This window comes from Caulobacter segnis (genome assembly GCF_003243465.1).
GTDB lineage: Bacteria > Pseudomonadota > Alphaproteobacteria > Caulobacterales > Caulobacteraceae > Caulobacter > Caulobacter segnis_A.
Map to the genome: position 1 here is coordinate 1 of NZ_QFQZ01000067.1, position 15,945 is coordinate 15,945.

A 15,945-nucleotide genomic window follows, 5' to 3' on the forward strand; every position below is an offset into this window, starting at 1 on the left:
CGCCATGACCGAGTCGTTACCGCCGTCCGCGGCTTCCACGACGACGTCGCCGGTATTGTCGACCGTATAGGTGTCGTTGCCCGCGCCGCCCCTCATGGTGTCGATGCCAGCGCCGCCATAAAGGTTGTCGTTGCCGTCGCCGCCGTCCAGCGTGTCATTGCCGTTGCCGCCGGAAAGCGTGTCGTCGCCCCCGCCGCCGACCAGCAGGTCGTCGCCGTCGTTGCCCGTCAGAGAATTCGCGGCCGCGTTGCCGTAGATGCGGTTGGACAGGTTGTTGCCCATGCCGTTAATCGCGTCGCTTCCGGTCAGGGTCAGAAATTCGACGTTGGCGGTCAGGGAGTATGTAATGGAGGAAAACACCCAGTCGGTGCCTTCGTTCGCGGCCTCCTTGACGATGTCGCCGACATTGTCGACGTAGTAGTTGTCGTCACCGAGGCCGCCGTACATCGCGTCCGCGCCCGCGCCGCCATCGAGGGTGTCGTTGCCCGCGTAGCTGGTCAGGACGTCATCGCCAGCATATCCCTTCAGGATATTGGCTCCGGCATTGCCGACGATGTTGTTGTCGTAGCCGTTACCATAGCCGTTGATGTTGGCCGATCCGGTCAGGATCAGGCCCTTGCCCAGCACCCCGAGGGTCGTGGTCGTCGACGCCGTGATCGTCTGGATCGGGCCGGTCGGCGTGATGGCGCCGGGGGGCGTGACAGCTCCGGTCGCCACCTCGACGTCGGTGTAGTTGATTGCGATCTGTTCGGGCGCGGCCGAACGATAGATGCCGTTCTTCCAGTAGGGGCCGATCGCGTCCACATAGCCGAGCGGGCCGCTGTACTGGGCGATCAGGATATTGTTGCGCCAGACATTAACGTGTCCCTCGCCCTTGGGGTCGAACTCCACCTGAATGTCCATGTCGTACCAGGCGCCGCGCTGGATGTCCGCCTCATCCTCGTAGATCACCGTGGTCGCCGGGTTCGCCACGGTCACGGCGTTGGGGTCGCTGCGCACGACGATCTGCATGCGCTCGCCGACCAGTTGGATCGCGAAGGGCGGGCTGACGCCCTTGTCCACCGCGTCTTCCGTCTGGTGAATCTGGCCCATCAGCAGCCAGTCGGCGGTGTTCGCGTCGCCAGGTTCGATCATGAACTTATAGGAGACGGTGTAGTATTGATCGTTCGAAAGCTTGTTGTAGCTGGCGATCTCCGAGCGTTCTTTGCCTGTGGAGTCGTTGGCCCACTTGTCCCCGCTACGGACTTCGAAGCGCATGTTGTCGCCGTTGCTGGCGACGCTCCAGCTTTGGCCCGCGTTCTGAAGCTCATACGTCTTCGGCTCATAATAACTCATGTTTGATCCCCGACCGACTGCAATACTGGAGCCGCGCGATATAGATGAAATGTGACAAGTTTGCGGAGGCCCCAGCCGTAGCCATAGGCAATATCACGGGGCGCTCATCGGGGGCATGCGGTAAAGTGCGTATGCGTTGAACTGTCGCAAACGTGGTTAATCCGACGTCGAAGCGGTTTGCGGCGCCAATTTATTATGCGGCTCACGGAGCGATACTTTGATTCGTGACCATTATCTTATGGCGGAGCTTAGCGCCAGCTATCCATTGCGCGCGAACATCATGATGATAGGAGAGGGTGGGGCGCTGCTACGTCTGAAGGCGCTGAGTGAAGCATGACCATCATCGCACGCCGTTCCGCAATCGGGTTGGTGCTGGCGGCTCTTGGCCTCTCAGGCGCGCGGCCGGCTCCCCCCGCGCCGCGCGGGCCTGGGCCTCGGCTGCGCCGCGGCGTCAATTTCCACCATGTCCTGAACTGGCCGCAGATGTCGGCGGCGGGGGATTACGCGTGGCCGCCCTTCGTGGGAGGGACCTATGAGACCTCGGACGCCGAGCTTCGGCGGCTGCGCGCCAGCGGCTTTGACTTCATCCGGCTGACGGTGGACCCCGCGATCCATCTGGCCGCCGACGCGGCGCGAAGGGCCGAATTGCAGGACATCGTCGCGGCCCGCGTGAAGCGGCTGATCGCGGCCGGCTTCGCCGTCATTGTCGACTTTCATCCTGTCGCGCAGAATCCGCAGTTCGCGCCGGCGCGCCTGATGGCGGACGGCGACGCGTTCGCCGCCTACATGGACCTGGCGGGGACGACGGCGGCGACATTGTCGCGCCTGGACCCTTCCAAGGTCGTGTTCGAGCTGTTCAACGAGCCGCCGCTGTGGCGCGCGGAGGATCAGCCGCGCTGGCAAGCCATGCAGGTCAAGCTGCACGGCGTCGCGAGATCCGCGGGCGGCGCGGCCTTGCCGCTGATGCTCACCGGCGCGAAATGGAGCAGTTATCGCACCCTCATCGCGCTAGACACGCAGCCCTTTCAGGGCAGTAACGTGTACTACACTTTTCATTACTACGAGCCCCACATCTTTACGCACCAAGGCGTGCGCAAAGAGCAGGAGCGCTATGTCAGTAATCTGCCTTGGCCTGCGCGTCCGAGCGACGAGGCGATAGCCGTGACCGAAGCGAAGGCGCTGATCGCCAAGGACGCACAATTATCGGCCGATCAAAAATTGGACGCTTCACGGGCGACGGAACGACTGCTAAAGGCCTACTTCGACGGGGAGGGCGAACGGCGGAATTTGAATTCTGCTTTCGCAGCGATAACGAGTTGGGCTTCAGCACAAAGAATATCTTCATCCAGGATCGTGATGGGAGAATTCGGCGTCGCTTTTCAGCCAACCGCGAGTCCCACGTTCCGTGCTTCGAGAAGCGCCTGGCTGCACGCCGTGCGGTCGGCCGCCGAGGCGCACGGGTTTCCTTGGGCCTACTGGGCTTACAAGGGTTACGGCGGGATGACGCTTTTAACCGATGGCCCTTCCGGCGGCTTTGACGGCGAAGTCGTGAAGGCGCTGGGCCTCTCGAACTGAAATCTAGGGCCTCTTGAGGCCAGCACCGCAGGGTTTGATGCGCTCTCGACTCGGAAGCAAGGCCGATGTGATCGTCACGGCCGGCGGTCAACTCCTTCAGCAGGTCCTCACGATCGTCACGGGCGTGATGATCGCGCGCATGCTCGGCGCGGCCTCGTACGGCATCGTCAACATCCTGCGTAACATCTATACGGCGCTGATCATCCTCGCTCCGGCGGGCCTGGACCTGGCCCTGCTCAAGCACGTGGGTCGGGAAGAGGACGGCGCCCAGACCATTGAGGCGATGATCGGGCGTCTGCGCCTGATCGTGTTGGGCGGCAACGTCGTCCTGCTGGGCGTCGGCTGGCTGCTGCTGGCCGGCCCGCTGATGACCCACGTCTACAGGTTCGCCCACTTCGACGTGCTGCTGCTGATCACCTTGGCCGGCGTGCCGATCGCGGCCGACCTGGCGATCATGGGCGCCTATTATCGCGGCCGTCACCGCCCCGGCGCCTTCGCGCTGATGACGCTCTATATACAGCCAGTCGCGCGGCTGATCCTGGTGTTGCTGTCGATGGCCTTCATGCCGAACACCACGGCAGTCGTGCTGATCAACCTGCTGCAAGTCGCCATCAGCGGCGTGGTCGTGACCGTTCACCACCGCTTGTTCCTGACGCGCGGCGACAAGAGCGCGCCGGCAAAGCCCGCGGGCGAAGGGTGGCGCGAGGCTGGCGGCGTGCTGTCCGAGTCGATCTGGATGGCGCTGAACCTGTTCGTGTACGGCATGCTGCGGTTCGTGGACATCCTGATGCTGGGCGTCTTCGCCTCGGCCAAGCAGGTCGGCGAGTACGCGGCGATCAGCACGGTCGCCCAGCTCGTCCAGGTCTGGCCGCTCGCGGCCAGCCAGACGCTCGGCCCAACGGTGGCGCGACGCTATCACGAGGGCGACATGGCCGGCGTGCGATCGGCCCTCAGCAACTACATCCACATGGCGGCCATCGTCGCGGGCTTCGTCTTTGGCGGCGTGGCCACCTTTGGCGACCGCCTGGACCTGGTGTTCGGCCACAGCTTCCAGTTCGACGCGACGATCGCCTTCCTGATGCCGCTGGGCTACCTGCTCAGCGCGACCCTGGCCCCGATGGGCTATGCGCTGTCGATGACCGGGCGTCACCGGACGGAGCTGGGGATCCTGACGGTCGGGGGCGTCGTGCTCGTGTCGCTCTGCGCGGTGCTGGCGCCGCGGTACGGGGCCATCGGCACGGCCATCGCCGTGGTGCTGACCTTCGCCCTGATCAACATCACGCGCTTCGTCGTCGTGGCGCGGGTGCTCGGCATCATTCCGGGCAAGTTGACGGATCTTTTGCCGCCGGTGCTGGCGGTGGCCTGCGCCTTCCCGTGCAAGCTGCTTCTGGAAAGTCTGCTCGGCCGCGACCTGATCGCCACCCTGGCGGCGTGCGTGCTTTACACGGCCATCTATGGCGCCATCGCGCTGCTGTTCCTGATCGGCGCCACCGAGCGTGCGGCGCTGCTGGGCAAGGTCTCGGCGATGATCAAGAAGCGTGGAGCCGCCTCCTGATGTCTCGTCAGCGAATCCTTCTCTTCGCCCCGCACTTCGCGGAATACAGCCTGCGGCTGGCGACCGGTCTCGCCGCGCGCGCCGAGGTCCTGCTGGTCGTCGACGGCAAGAACCTGACGGCCGAGTGCGAGGACGTCCTGGTGCGCGACGCCCGCGCCGCCGGGGTCCGCATCATCGCCTACAGGTACACCAGCACCCTGGCGCGGGCATTGTGGTTCTTCGTTATCATGGCGCGCGCCGTCCTGTTCCGCATGGACGTGGCGCACCTGCAGGAGCAGGCCGACAAGTCGACCGCGCGCCTGATCAAGGCGCTTTCGCGCCTCGCTCCCGTGGTCCTGACGGTGCACGATCCCCAGCCGCATTCGGGCGTCGACGCCGAGCGCGCCCGGCAGACTGCGGGCTATCGCGCCACCATGCGATCCCTGGCGCGGGTGTTCCATGTGCATGGCGACTACTGCGCGCGCCTGATGCGATCGACGCTCGATGCTCAGGACACCCGTCCGATCGTGTCGACGGCCCATGGCGTTATTCTGGAGCCGACGGCGGAACGCCTCGCGAGCCCGGAGCCCAAGCGCGTTCTCTTCTTCGGCCGCATGGAAGCCTACAAGGGCGTGGACGTTCTCCTAGACGCCGTCGACCATCTTGCGGCGAAGGGCGCGCCTGTACACCTGGTGGTGGCCGGGCGAGGCCCCGAGCTCGATCGGCTTGGCGATCGCCTGCGCAATACGCCGGGCGTGGAGCTCAAGGCGTCGTTCCTGACGCCCGCCGAGGCGATCCACGAGTTTCAGACGTCGAGCGCGGTCATCGCGCCCTACCGCGACGCCACCCAGAGCGGGGTCGTGGCGGCCGCCATCGCCAATGGCCGACCCATCATCGCCAGCCGGGTCGGCGGGCTGATCGACGCGGTGCGGGATGACGTCGAGGGGCTGCTCGTGCCGGCCGGCGACGCCGAGGCGCTCGCAGAAGCGATTGCGCGGATCACGAGCGATCAAGACTTGCGCGACAGGCTCGCCGCCAACGCCGCGGCGTCGGCCCAGACCCTGTTCAGCTGGGACGCGGTCGCGGCGAAACTGATCGACGCCTACGAAGGACTGGACGTGAGGGGAACGAAGGCATGAGCGCGGTCGAAGAGCAGAAGCCGAGGGTCCTGTTTTTCGTGGCGGGACTGGACGTCGGCGGCGCCGAGCGGCACACGCTGGATCTGCGCGCCCGCCTGATGGACAGGGGCTGGGATACGCGGCTGATGGTCTACGGGCCTCGCACCTCCCAGGCCATGCGCGAGATGCCGGGGGCGCGTGATCCGGTCCTGCTGAACCTAAAGGGCATGTCGGACCTGCGAGGCTGGGGCGTGGTGGCCAAGGCGCTGAAGGCTCAGGACGTGGACCTGATCCTCGGCATCAATCAGGCCCCCGCCATCGTGACGACCTTGCTGCGGGTGTTCGGGGCGACCAAGGCCAAGGTCGGCTGCGTCTTCCACACCACCTTGCTGCGTCCCGACGAAGAAAAGCGCCTGCCCCTCTTCAAGTTCGCCGCGAGCATGATGGATCTGATGATCTATGTGAGCGCCAACCAGGCGCGCTACTGGGCGGGCCGGGGGCTGAACGCCAAGCATAATGCGACGATCCAGAATGGCGTGGACGCCTCGCGCTTCACGCCGTCCGAGGATTCTGATGCGGCCAAGGTCGCGCTCGGTCTGGATCCGGAGGATGTCGTGATCGGCATGCTGGCGGCGTTCCGACCCGAGAAGAACCATGAGCAGGCGGTCGAGGCCCTGGCCCTGGCCCGCGCGCGCGGGATGCGCGCGAAGCTGCTCTGCGTCGGCGACGGACCGACGCGCCCCCGGGTCGAGGAGCTGGCCGCGTCGCTGGGCGTCAGCGAGCACGTCGTCTTCGCGGGTGAGCAGCGCAACGTGAAGCCGTTCGTCGCCGCCTTCGACGTGGGCCTACTGTCGAGCCTGCGTGTCGAGACGTTCTCGCTGGCCGCCCTGGAGGCGCTGGCCTCGGGCGTGCCGATGGTGATGTCGGACATCGGCGGCGCCTCCGAAATCGTCGAGGACGGCGTCAACGGCTATCTGTTCGAAGCGGGCGACATGGACGCTTTGGTCGATCGGCTGTGTCGCTTCAGCGACCCCGAACTGCGTCGCGCCATGAAGGCGCGCGCACGGCCTTCGGTCGAGCGCTACTCCATCGAGGCCATGGTGTCGCGCTATGAGCGGCTGTTGATCGACACGGCTGGAAAGCCGTCGCGTTCCTAAGAGACCTTCATCAGAGGCGACATCGTCATGGCGCTGCTAAACACGATCCAACGACTGTCCCACCGGCTTTACGGCGCCAAGCTGGCGCCCCTGGGCCGCGCCCTGGACGGCCTGTCGCGCCTGATGTTCGCGGCGAGCGTTCCGGGGCGCGCCAAGATCGGCCGCAACGTGTTCTTCCACCATGGCGGTCTGGGCGTGGTGATCAACAATCGCGCCACGATCGGCGACGACTGCGAGATCGGCGTCCACGTGGTGCTGGGCGGCAAGGCCCCGATCATCGGCGCCCCGACGTTGGAGCGCGGCGTCATCGTCCATGCCGGCGCGCGGCTCATCGGCCCGATCACCATTGGCGAAGGCTCGATCGTCGCGGCCAACGCCGTGGTGATCGAAGACGTGCCTGCGCGCTGCGTGGTGGCCGGCGTGCCGGCGGTGGTGAAGCGGCGTGACATCGACAACCGGCTTTATCGCCACGACGCGGACCCAGTGGGAGGCGCCGAATGAACGACCCGCAAGGCCAGCCCTTGACCGTCATGATCGTCACGCCGCTCGGCGAAGGCGGCAAGGGCGGCATCGATCGGATCATGGACGGCGTCCGCCGAGACCTCGAGGCGCGGCCGCGCACCGACATGTCCGCGCGGTTCGTCGTCACCCGCGGCCAGGGCTCGATCCTGATGGCCCCGGCGCTGACCTTGCAGACCATCGCGCGTCTGTTCGGGGCCAGGATGACGGCGCGCCGCCCGGTCGCGCATATCAATCTGTCCTCGCACGGCAGCACCATCCGCAAGCTGTTCGTCGCCGCCGCGGCGCGCGCGGCCGGCGTGCCCTATGTCATCCATCTGCACGGATCACGCTTCCGCCAGTATTGGGACGGCCTGCCGACCTGGCTTTCCAACCAGGTCAAGATCATGTTCGAGAACGCCGCGGCAGTGGCCGTGCTGGGCGGCGTGTGGCGTGACTATGTGGAAGCCAAGGCGCCGCGAAGCCATGTCGTGATCCTGCCCAACGCCACCCCCGCGGCGCCCCAGGCGGTCGTCGGCGAGAGCGACCGCACCCGGATCCTCTTCTTGGGACGGGTGGGCGAGCGCAAGGGCGTGCCGGAACTGCTCGACGCCCTGGCGATCCTCAAGGACGACCCGCGCTGGTCGGCGGTCATCGCGGGCGATGGCGACGTCGCCGGCTTCGAAGCCAAGTCCGAGGCGCTGGGTCTCGACGCCGCCGTGCGGTTCACCGGCTGGGTCGGACCGCAGCAGGTCGACGAGCTGCTCAAGAGTTCCGACGTCCTGGTCCTGCCGTCGCATGACGAGAACCTGCCGATGTCGGTGATAGAGGCCATGTCCCACGGGCTCGCGGTGGTGACGACGCCCGTCGGCGCGGTCGAGGACATCATCAAGGACGGCGAGACCGGGCTGCTCGTCCCTGTGGGCGACGCCGATCGCTTGGCGCAGGCGCTGCGATCGCTGGTGGAGTCGCCGGACAGGATCAAGGCTCTGGGCCACGCGGCGCGGGCCTTCCACGCGGAAAACCTCGAGATCAAGCCGTACGTCGATCGGCTCGTCGCCATCTGGAAATCCGCGGCGGTCCGGGCGAAAGCCTGACGGCCAGGCTCAGCGCGACCCGCTGGGCCTGATCCGAACCTGCCGACACGCGGCGATCCCGAGCGGTCGAGCCGCCCCTGTTGAAACCTAACGCGCTCTAGCAAGGAGCTGTCATGTCGCTAGCCTGGTATCTCAAGCGGCTGTCCAACATGAGCCCGGCCGAGATCGCCCATCGGGTCGTCGAGCAGGCCAAGCGGAGCGCCTCGCGCCAGAAGGCCTATGGCTGGGCCGCCTTCGCCAGCGATAGCGCCAAGATTCCCAGCATTCCCGGCCTCGCGGCCGCCCTGGTGCGCGGCGCGTCGGCCGAGCGGCGGACGGCGATCGCCGAAGCCAGCGCGCGCGTGCTCGCCGGAGAGTTCTCGGCCCTGGGCATGGACTGGCCGCGCCGTCCGGCCGAGGCGCTGTTTCCGCCCAGCGTCTGGTCGCTCGATCCGGTGACGGGAAAGGCCTGGCGGAACGATCAGTTCTGCTTCGACATCGCCTACCGCCACGAGCGCGAGCTTGGCGATATCAAGTACGTCTGGGAGTTCAACCGCCTCCAATTCCTGCAGCCTCTGGCGGCCCAGGTCGCCCTGGCCGACGATCCGCAGGCCTTGAAAGCCCTGAACGACGCGATCGGCAGCTGGCATGGCGCCAATCCGCCCTTCCGCGGCCTGGGCTGGAACTCCGGCATCGAGGTTGGCCTGCGCGCGGCGTCACTGATCGTCGTCACCTCGCTGTGCGGCGAGAAGCTTTCCGTGGAGTCGCAGCGGCAGATCCGCGAGATCCTCGCAGCCTCGCTCTACTGGCTGACGCGCTTCCCCTCGGGCTTCAGCTCGGCCAACAACCACCTGATCGCCGAGGCGGTCGGCGAGTTCCTGATCTGTCTCAGCATGCCCTGGGCGCCGAACGCCGAGCGGCATCGCGTGCACGCCGCCCAGGTCCTGGAAGTCGAAAGCCAAAAGCAGATCTTCGCCGACGGCGCGCCCGCGGAGCAGTCGCCGACCTATGGGGCGTTCAGCGCGGAGATGCTGCTGATCGCCGACCTCGCCGGCCGCCTGGCGGGCGCGCCGCTCAAGCCGGATGTCGAGCGTCAGCTCAAGGCGTTCGCCGCCTTTGTCCTGTGGCTCAGCAATGTCGACGGCTCGACCCCGGCGATCGGCGACGATGACGAGGGGCGCGTGCTGACCCTGTGCGCGCATGAGAAGACCTATGCGGACTCCGTCGCGGCGGCGATCCTTGGCATGTACGGCGCGTCGGCTGAAGGCCTCGTCGAAAAGCCACGCCTGGAGCTTCGCGACGCGCTGTTCTCGTCTCCCGCCGGCGGTGGCGAGCCGCTGAGCGGCGCGCGCACCTTCGCCAACGGGGGCTACACGGTGGTCCAGGAGAGCCGGGCCGCGCGCCGAGCGCGCCTGGTGATCGACCATGGGCCGTTGGGCTATCTCGCGATCGCCGCGCACGGCCATGCCGACGCCAACGCCCTGACCCTGACGATCGACGGACACGACGTGATCGTCGATCCCGGCACCTATCTCTACCACTCCGGCGGCGAATGGCGCGACTGGTTCCGCGGCACGCGCTCGCACAGCACCGTCACCGTCAACGGCGCTGATCAGAGCATCATCTCCGGTCCGTTCAACTGGTCTCACAAGGCCAATGGCAAGCTGGAGCTGTTCGAAGACGGCGGAGCGTCGGGCGCCTGGCGCCTGCAGGCCTCGCACGATGGCTACAAGGGTCGCTTCGGCGTCACCCATGTCCGCACGCTCGAGGCGGATGAGCGCGGCTATGTCGTGGTCGATCGGCTGGACGCCGCCAGCGCCGGTTCGGAGCCGGAGGTGGAGGTCGTTTTCCAGCTGGCCGCCGACATCGAAGCCCTGGCGATCGAGGGCGGCTATCGCCTGAGCAAGCAGGGCGTGTTCCTCGCCGATCTGCTTCTGGACGCGGCCGGCGGTGTCTCGGTGACCAGCGGCGGGGCTCTGGGCGAGGGCGGCTGGGTTTCTCCCCAGTTTGGCGTCAAGACGCCCGCGCCGCGGATCTCCTGGCGCGGGCGCATGCCCAAGACCGGTGTTCGAACCCTAGTGCGACTTGGGTGATGACGGCGGGGCCGCGATCGCGTCCAGATAGTTGAAGCGATCGGTCCGGATCATGCTGGCCCGGATGTGGTTCGAGTCGATGTAATACGACCGGCCGTCCGGGGCGGTGAGCGGGCAGACGGTGGCGGTGCAAAGCACCGGCAGCGGGTCGATCACGCGCGCCCCGAGCCGCGCCGCCAGCTTAAGGAGGCGCGCGCGAGACTCCGCCGTCGCCGCTTCGACTTCGGCGCGCGGAAGGTTGCTCAAGTGATCGGCGCCCTTGCCCCAGAACAGGTCCTTGCGGATCTCGCGCGGGATGTCGAACGTCGCATAGGGCGTGGGCAGCATGACCACCACCTCGCCGCCGCGCGCCTTCACCACCGACAGGCTTTGGGCCAGCTGCTCGAAGGACCGGTCGAGCGCGCGCCGGTAGGCTGCAGGATCGTCTTCGACCTTGCAGCCCAAGCGGCCGACGAAGCACAGCTGGTTCGGGTTGCCCGGCTTGCCCGGGGGCGGCGCGTCCAGGTAGACGGGCCAGAACGCCGTCAGGACGACGCGCTTATAGGGCTGTGTCGTGGCGATCTGGAAGGCCTGCTTGGCGAACTGATCACACTCCGAACCGGCCTCGTGCGCCTTCCGAACGCCCAGCAAGGGGGGACAGCCCCCCAGCGTCAGGAACGTGTAGGACTGCCCCTTCGGATTGGCCGCGAAGCGCGCATAGAGCATCTCCGCGTGCGAGTCGCCGATAAAGGCGGTGCCCTGGTTGGGCGAGCCGATCACGCAGGGGGTCAGCTTCCGCGCCGTTCGGTTCCAGGAGCAGGTGTCCGGGAAAGTGCGGTCCGCCGCGGCGATGGCGTAGTCCTTGACGAGTTCGGGCGACGCTGAACCGCGCTGCGGCAGGCCGCCGGCCAGCGTCACGAAGAGAGCAAACAGAACCGCCGACGACCAGAGCGCGCCAAGCGCCAGCATGCGAGGATGCACGCCAAAGCGCATCGTCGCGCCGTCCCGACGTCCTTGGAAGGGCGTCTCGATAAAGGTGTAGGAGCCGTAGGCCAGCAGGAAGATGATCGCCAGCAGCAGGACCTGGACGCCCAGGGTTTCAGGCAGGTCCAGGTAATGGCTGAGGACCAGCACTGGCCAGTGCCAGATGTAGATCGAATACGACCAGGCGCCCAACGTGCTGACGATAGGCAGGCGCGCCCAGAAGGCGTCCTTTTGGCCCGCTAGCAGCACCAAGGTCGCGCCGAGCACGGGCGCGATCGCCCAGTAGGAGGGCCATGGCGTCGCTGGGCCGAAGCCGATGATCGAGAGGCAGATCATGGCGAGGCCGAGATAATGCAGAAAAAGCGAATTGATCCGCTTGGGCTCGGCCGCTTCGGCGTCTCCACCGGGCGCTCGAAGAGCGACCAGGCCGCCGATGATCATCTCCCAGGCGCGGAAGGGCAGGAGATAGAAGGCCGCAGCCTGGTGGGTCGACGTAAATCGGACGCCGGCGGCCAGGGAAATCGCCAGGCCCACCCAAAGCGTGATGGCGACCGCCTTGGGGCTTTGGAAAAGCCGGCGAATGAGAATGAGGCAGATAGGATAGAGGATGTAGAACTGCCACTCCACGCTCGTGGACCAGGTGTGCAGCATCCATTTGAAGTTTGAGTTCGAGTCGAAATAGCCGTGTTCTCGGAAGAACTTCACATTCGATACAAAAAAGTTCGCACTTAATACGTCGAGTGCAAGCTCCCGGTACGACTGCGCATCTACCAGAAAGAACCCGACCAGAAGCGTGACCAAGCCCATGGCGCTGAGGGCCGGAACAATTCTGCGGGCGCGCGCGGCAAAGAAGTCTTTGAAGCTGAAAGTCTTCTTGTCTACACCTCGGATGATTATGCCGGTCATGAGGAAACCGGAGATCACGTAGAACACATCCACGCCGGCGAAGCCGCCTTGGAGACCCAGGAGGTTGAAATGAAAAAACAGTACGGCAATGACCGAGATCGCACGCAGACCGTTAATGTCGTGCCTGTGTTCCATAGCCCCACTTCATTCCTCGCGGTCACCCGTCTGATTTGAGGCGACCGTCTCCATAGGTGTGTTTGAGCGTTAAATCTTTAAAGAAACCGTGTTCAGGGCCACGTTTTCAGTTGAAGGCGCAGAGGCCTTAACAGGAGGATGGGGCGGCCCTGAGAGGAATAGAACTATGCAGGGGAAGGGGGACTGACGACCCGGGGAGCGCGGCCCCGCATCGCCAGCGTGGGAAGAAAGAGATGCTTGCTGGCCTGAAAGCCGCGAGGGGCTCGGTGCGGTCTCGGCTTGGGGGCGTTAGCGGGCCTATCGCAAGCTCCATCTTGGTCATTCAGGCGCCAGTCTTATCCTAAGGCGTGGTGTGGCCCTGATCACGACAAGGGCGGAAAGTCCCTCGGCGGGCGGCGAAGTAGCCGATTTATCGTCCAGTCAAAATGAAAATCATAGGTTGATTTTCGCTGCGCCGGGCGAGGCAGGCCAGCGTGAGGCGATGGCCGGCATGGGGGCGTGCGGCGAATTTATGTGCATATGTGCGGATTGTTCGCAAAAGGCGAATGCCGAATCTAATAGGCTGGCTTTGAAGTCCCGCGCTCAAATGAAGACTTCGCCCGGAAATCGATGTTAAATTTCAATATTAAAAATCTATACCTTTTCTTTTTCAATCTTCATTTGTGTATATTAGGGCTGTTGCCCGCAGTAGTCCGCCTTTTGTGTTGAATAACTTAGCGCGGTTGGGGGCGGTGAAGTGCGAAGATCGCGGCGATCTGGTCAGAAAATTGACACGGGCTGCCGGCGAAACCTCAAAACTGGACGCGAACGTCAGATCGGCGCTGTCTGGCCGACCAAGTTGTCTCCGGTGAGGCTCGGTAGACGGGCACGAAATACGCCGCTCCAAGTCTCGTAAAGCCTATCGAAAGCGTAACGCTACAGCTCTGCGCCGGGAGAGATCGCCGGAGCTTGCTTGAAAGCATCGACTCCTTGGCAGGAGTGGCGCACCCGACACGATTCGAACGTGTGACCTTTGCCTTCGGAGGGCAACGCTCTATCCAGCTGAGCTACGGGTGCATCCCTTGCGGGAAGCGGGTCTTAGCCGAAAGGCGGCCTTGGCGCAAACGGTCTTGAGCGTCGCATGCTAAGCGACGCCCATGTAAATGAACCGCGCGACGAATAGGGCCGCCAGCACGAACAGCAGCCAGTCGCCCGTCTTCGCCTGGCCGCGGATCAGCTTCAGCCCGGCATAGGCGGTGATGCCGAAGGCCAGGCCGTTGGCGATCGAGAAGGTCAGGGGAATGGCGATCACGGTCAGGAAGGCCGGGATGGCGACGGCGGGGTCTTCCCAATCCACGTCGGCCAGAGCACCGATCATCATGGAGCCGACGATGATCAGGGCCGGCGCCGTGGCGGCGGCGGGGATCGCCTGCACCCAGGGCGCGAAGAACAGGGTGACGAGGAACAGCACGCCGACCACGATCGCCGTCAGGCCGGTGCGGCCGCCGGCGGCGACGCCGGAAGCGCTCTCGATATAGCTGACCACGGTCGAGGTGCCCGCCAGGGAGCCGCCGATCGTGGCGATCGAGTCGGCGGTCAGGATGCGGTTGAGGCGCGGGATGGTTCCGTCCGGCTGGACGAGCCCGGCCTTCTTGGTCACGGCGACCAGGGTGCCGACATTGTCGAACAGGTCGACGAACAGGAAGACGAAGATCACCTCGGCGATCGCCATGCCCATGCCGCCGTTCAGATGGAGGGCGGCGGGGACGTCGAGCTTGAAGGCGGTGGCCGTCAAGGCGGCCAGGCCGTACTCGCCAGGCACGATCTTGGCGAGGCCCAGCGCCCAACCGGCGACCGCGGCGACGAGGATGCCGATCAGGATCGCGCCCTTCACCCGCCAGACCATCAGCCCGCCCATGACCAGAAGGCCGAGGACGGCGAGGGCGGCGTTGGGCTTGGTCAGGTCGCCCAGCGCCACCGTCGTGGCGGGATCGGCGACGATGATCCCGGCCTCCTTGAGGCCGATGAAGGCGATGAACAGGCCCACGCCCGCGGCGACGGCCGAGAACAGCGGACGAGGAATGGCGGCGACGATCAGTTGGCGCACGCCCGCCACGGTCAGGACCAGGAAGGCCACGCCCGACAGGAACACGCAGCCCAGCGCGGTCTCCCAGGGCAGGCCCATGCCCTTGACGACCGTGAAGGTGAAATAGGCGTTCAGGCCCATGCCCGGCGCCAGGGCGATCGGGTAGTTGGCGATCAGGCCCATCAGGATGCTGCCGAAGCCCGCCGCGAGGCAGGTGGCGGCCGCGACCGCGGCCACGGGCATGCCCGCCTGGCCCAGGATCGTCGGGTTGACGATCACGATATAGGCCATGGTCAGGAAGGTCGTGAAGCCCGCCAGGACCTCGGTGCGGACCGAGGTCCCCTGCGCCGACAACTTGAACATCCGCTCGATCATTTCCCTGCCCCCCCGTTGGACATCATGCTGGGCGTATTGGACTCGTACCGGTCCCAGTGGGCGGCCAGTTCGCGCACGACGATCGAGCCGACCCGAAAAGCCGCGTCGAAGGCGGCCATCGCGCCTTCGTCATGGAACGCCCGGGGAAACTCCGGCGCCCCCAGGGGCGCACGCGAGTAGTTGCTGGCGGTGCGCAGGACGAGCACCCTGGAAAAGTCCACCTTGCCGTTCTTTGCGTAGAGATCGAGAACATCCAGGATGCCCTGGTCCTCGCAGTCGGTCATCGTGAAGGTCCCGGCCCCGTCGGTCCAGAGCTTGACCCAGTCCTCTGCCCACTGGGTTCGGCGGGCGCCGTGCCAGAAGCGCGTGGCGCCCAGCGCCTCGCCCTTCAGCACGAAGGGCGGCTTGGTCGCATTGGCCTCCCCGGCATAGGGCGCGCGCAGCTTGGCCAGGGCGGGGCTGTCGGGCAGGGGCGTCTGCGCCGTCAGGCCGTAGGCCCAGTCGACGAGCCGCCAGTTCAGCGTCCAGACCATGCCCGAAGAGCCCGCGGCCGAGCCCTTCACGTTGGGCTTGTCCGTTCCGAGGGAATAGAGGCCGTACGGCCAGTCCGCCGGGATCTCGCGATCGTCGACCTCATAGATCGGATCGGCGTCGACGACATAGCGCGCCCAGGCGGCGCTGCCGATGGAAGCGGCCTTGGGATCGACGCCCGCGATGCCGGCGACGATCCAGTAGGTCTTCGAGAAGTCGAACTGCTTGGACAGGATCAGGGCTGCGACGCTCTCCCGCGCGCGGCCGCGCATATCCGTCATCACGCCCAACACCCCGGTCTCGGGCGACCAGCGCGCCGCGTGACGCAGGCCGGGGACGGTGACGGACTCCTTCAGGGGCAGGCCCTCGACCCAGGGCTGGAACTCGCCCGGCCGGTCGCCGGTCACCGCGCCGATCTCGAAGGTCGTCAGCACCACGACCTTGACGGGGATCGGCTTGGCCGCTTCCGCATGAGCCAAGGTCGACAGACCCAGGCACAGCGCCGCCACAAGTCCCAACAGCCGCATAGAACCCCCTCACGCACAAATCGCGGGGAAGCTGGCGCGACCCGGCGAGCCTGGCAA

General features: G+C 65.9%; 11 protein-coding genes and 1 tRNA gene. 7 read left to right on the forward strand and 5 right to left on the reverse strand.

Going from position 1 to position 15,945, the window contains the following annotated elements; genetic code table 11:
* Positions 1-1,335 (reverse strand): heparin lyase I family protein (locus tag DI526_RS17600; RefSeq protein WP_304280724.1); only part of this gene is annotated, 1,335 nt, incomplete at its 3' end.
* Between the two features lie 333 nt (positions 1,336-1,668).
* Here DI526_RS17600 and DI526_RS17605 point away from each other — a divergent pair.
* The 7 genes from DI526_RS17605 (at position 1,669) to DI526_RS17635 (ending at position 10,386) form a co-directional block, all read left to right on the forward strand.
* On the forward strand, positions 1,669-2,910 hold the full coding sequence (locus tag DI526_RS17605; protein ID WP_304280725.1) for a glycoside hydrolase family 5 protein: 1,242 nt from the start codon (positions 1,669-1,671) through the stop codon (positions 2,908-2,910).
* Between the two features lie 37 nt (positions 2,911-2,947).
* Positions 2,948-4,465: a lipopolysaccharide biosynthesis protein gene (locus DI526_RS17610; RefSeq protein ID WP_304280727.1), complete on the forward strand. Its 1,518-nt coding sequence runs from the start codon at positions 2,948-2,950 to the stop codon at positions 4,463-4,465.
* A complete protein-coding gene (locus tag DI526_RS17615; RefSeq protein WP_304280729.1) occupies positions 4,465-5,583 on the forward strand; it encodes a glycosyltransferase family 4 protein in 1,119 nt (372 codons plus the stop codon). The genes DI526_RS17610 and DI526_RS17615 overlap by 1 nt, the downstream gene beginning before the upstream one ends.
* The gene (locus DI526_RS17620) at positions 5,580-6,719 is read left to right on the forward strand and encodes a glycosyltransferase (protein ID WP_304280731.1); all 1,140 of its coding nucleotides are present in this window, start codon (positions 5,580-5,582) and stop codon (positions 6,717-6,719) included. Before DI526_RS17615 ends, DI526_RS17620 begins: the two co-directional genes overlap by 4 nt.
* Before the next feature lie 27 nt (positions 6,720-6,746).
* Positions 6,747-7,220 (forward strand): serine O-acetyltransferase, encoded by a 474-nt coding sequence (locus tag DI526_RS17625; protein WP_304280733.1) that lies wholly within the window; start codon positions 6,747-6,749, stop codon positions 7,218-7,220.
* Positions 7,217-8,314, forward strand: a complete 1,098-nt coding sequence (locus tag DI526_RS17630) for a glycosyltransferase family 4 protein (protein ID WP_304280735.1) — start codon at positions 7,217-7,219, stop codon at positions 8,312-8,314. The genes DI526_RS17625 and DI526_RS17630 overlap by 4 nt, the downstream gene beginning before the upstream one ends.
* 113 nt (positions 8,315-8,427) lie before the next feature.
* On the forward strand, positions 8,428-10,386 hold the full coding sequence (locus DI526_RS17635) for an alginate lyase family protein (protein ID WP_304280737.1): 1,959 nt from the start codon (positions 8,428-8,430) through the stop codon (positions 10,384-10,386).
* On the opposite strand, the gene DI526_RS17640 is transcribed toward DI526_RS17635, so the two are convergent.
* The 4 genes from DI526_RS17640 to DI526_RS17655 form a co-directional block, all read right to left on the reverse strand.
* On the reverse strand, positions 10,369-12,390 hold the full coding sequence (locus tag DI526_RS17640; RefSeq protein WP_304280739.1) for an acyltransferase family protein: 2,022 nt from the start codon (positions 12,388-12,390) through the stop codon (positions 10,369-10,371). The two genes, DI526_RS17635 and DI526_RS17640, sit on opposite strands and share 18 nt — an antisense overlap.
* 979 nt (positions 12,391-13,369) lie before the next feature.
* Positions 13,370-13,446 (reverse strand) — tRNA-Arg (locus DI526_RS17645).
* 67 nt (positions 13,447-13,513) lie between these two features.
* Positions 13,514-14,830, reverse strand: coding sequence for an NCS2 family permease (locus DI526_RS17650; RefSeq protein WP_304280740.1), 1,317 nt, complete (start codon positions 14,828-14,830; stop codon positions 13,514-13,516).
* A complete protein-coding gene (locus tag DI526_RS17655) occupies positions 14,827-15,888 on the reverse strand; it encodes a purine nucleoside permease (RefSeq protein ID WP_304280741.1) in 1,062 nt (353 codons plus the stop codon). The genes DI526_RS17650 and DI526_RS17655 overlap by 4 nt, the downstream gene beginning before the upstream one ends.
* Between the last annotated feature and the right edge of the window lie 57 nt (positions 15,889-15,945).

Bases quoted from the DNA above. Each gene is read 5' to 3' on its own strand.
- DI526_RS17605 (WP_304280725.1), top strand. From the start codon at position 1,669: ATGACCATCATCGCACGCCGTTCCGCAATCGGGTTGGTGCTGGCGGCT.
- DI526_RS17610 (WP_304280727.1), top strand. From the start codon at position 2,948: ATGCGCTCTCGACTCGGAAGCAAGGCCGATGTGATCGTCACGGCCGGC.
- DI526_RS17615 (WP_304280729.1), top strand. From the start codon at position 4,465: ATGTCTCGTCAGCGAATCCTTCTCTTCGCCCCGCACTTCGCGGAATAC.
- DI526_RS17620 (WP_304280731.1), top strand. From the start codon at position 5,580: ATGAGCGCGGTCGAAGAGCAGAAGCCGAGGGTCCTGTTTTTCGTGGCG.
- DI526_RS17625 (WP_304280733.1), top strand. From the start codon at position 6,747: ATGGCGCTGCTAAACACGATCCAACGACTGTCCCACCGGCTTTACGGC.
- DI526_RS17630 (WP_304280735.1), top strand. From the start codon at position 7,217: ATGAACGACCCGCAAGGCCAGCCCTTGACCGTCATGATCGTCACGCCG.
- DI526_RS17635 (WP_304280737.1), top strand. From the start codon at position 8,428: ATGTCGCTAGCCTGGTATCTCAAGCGGCTGTCCAACATGAGCCCGGCC.
- DI526_RS17640 (WP_304280739.1), bottom strand. From the start codon at position 12,390: ATGGAACACAGGCACGACATTAACGGTCTGCGTGCGATCTCGGTCATT.
- DI526_RS17650 (WP_304280740.1), bottom strand. From the start codon at position 14,830: ATGATCGAGCGGATGTTCAAGTTGTCGGCGCAGGGGACCTCGGTCCGC.
- DI526_RS17655 (WP_304280741.1), bottom strand. From the start codon at position 15,888: ATGCGGCTGTTGGGACTTGTGGCGGCGCTGTGCCTGGGTCTGTCGACC.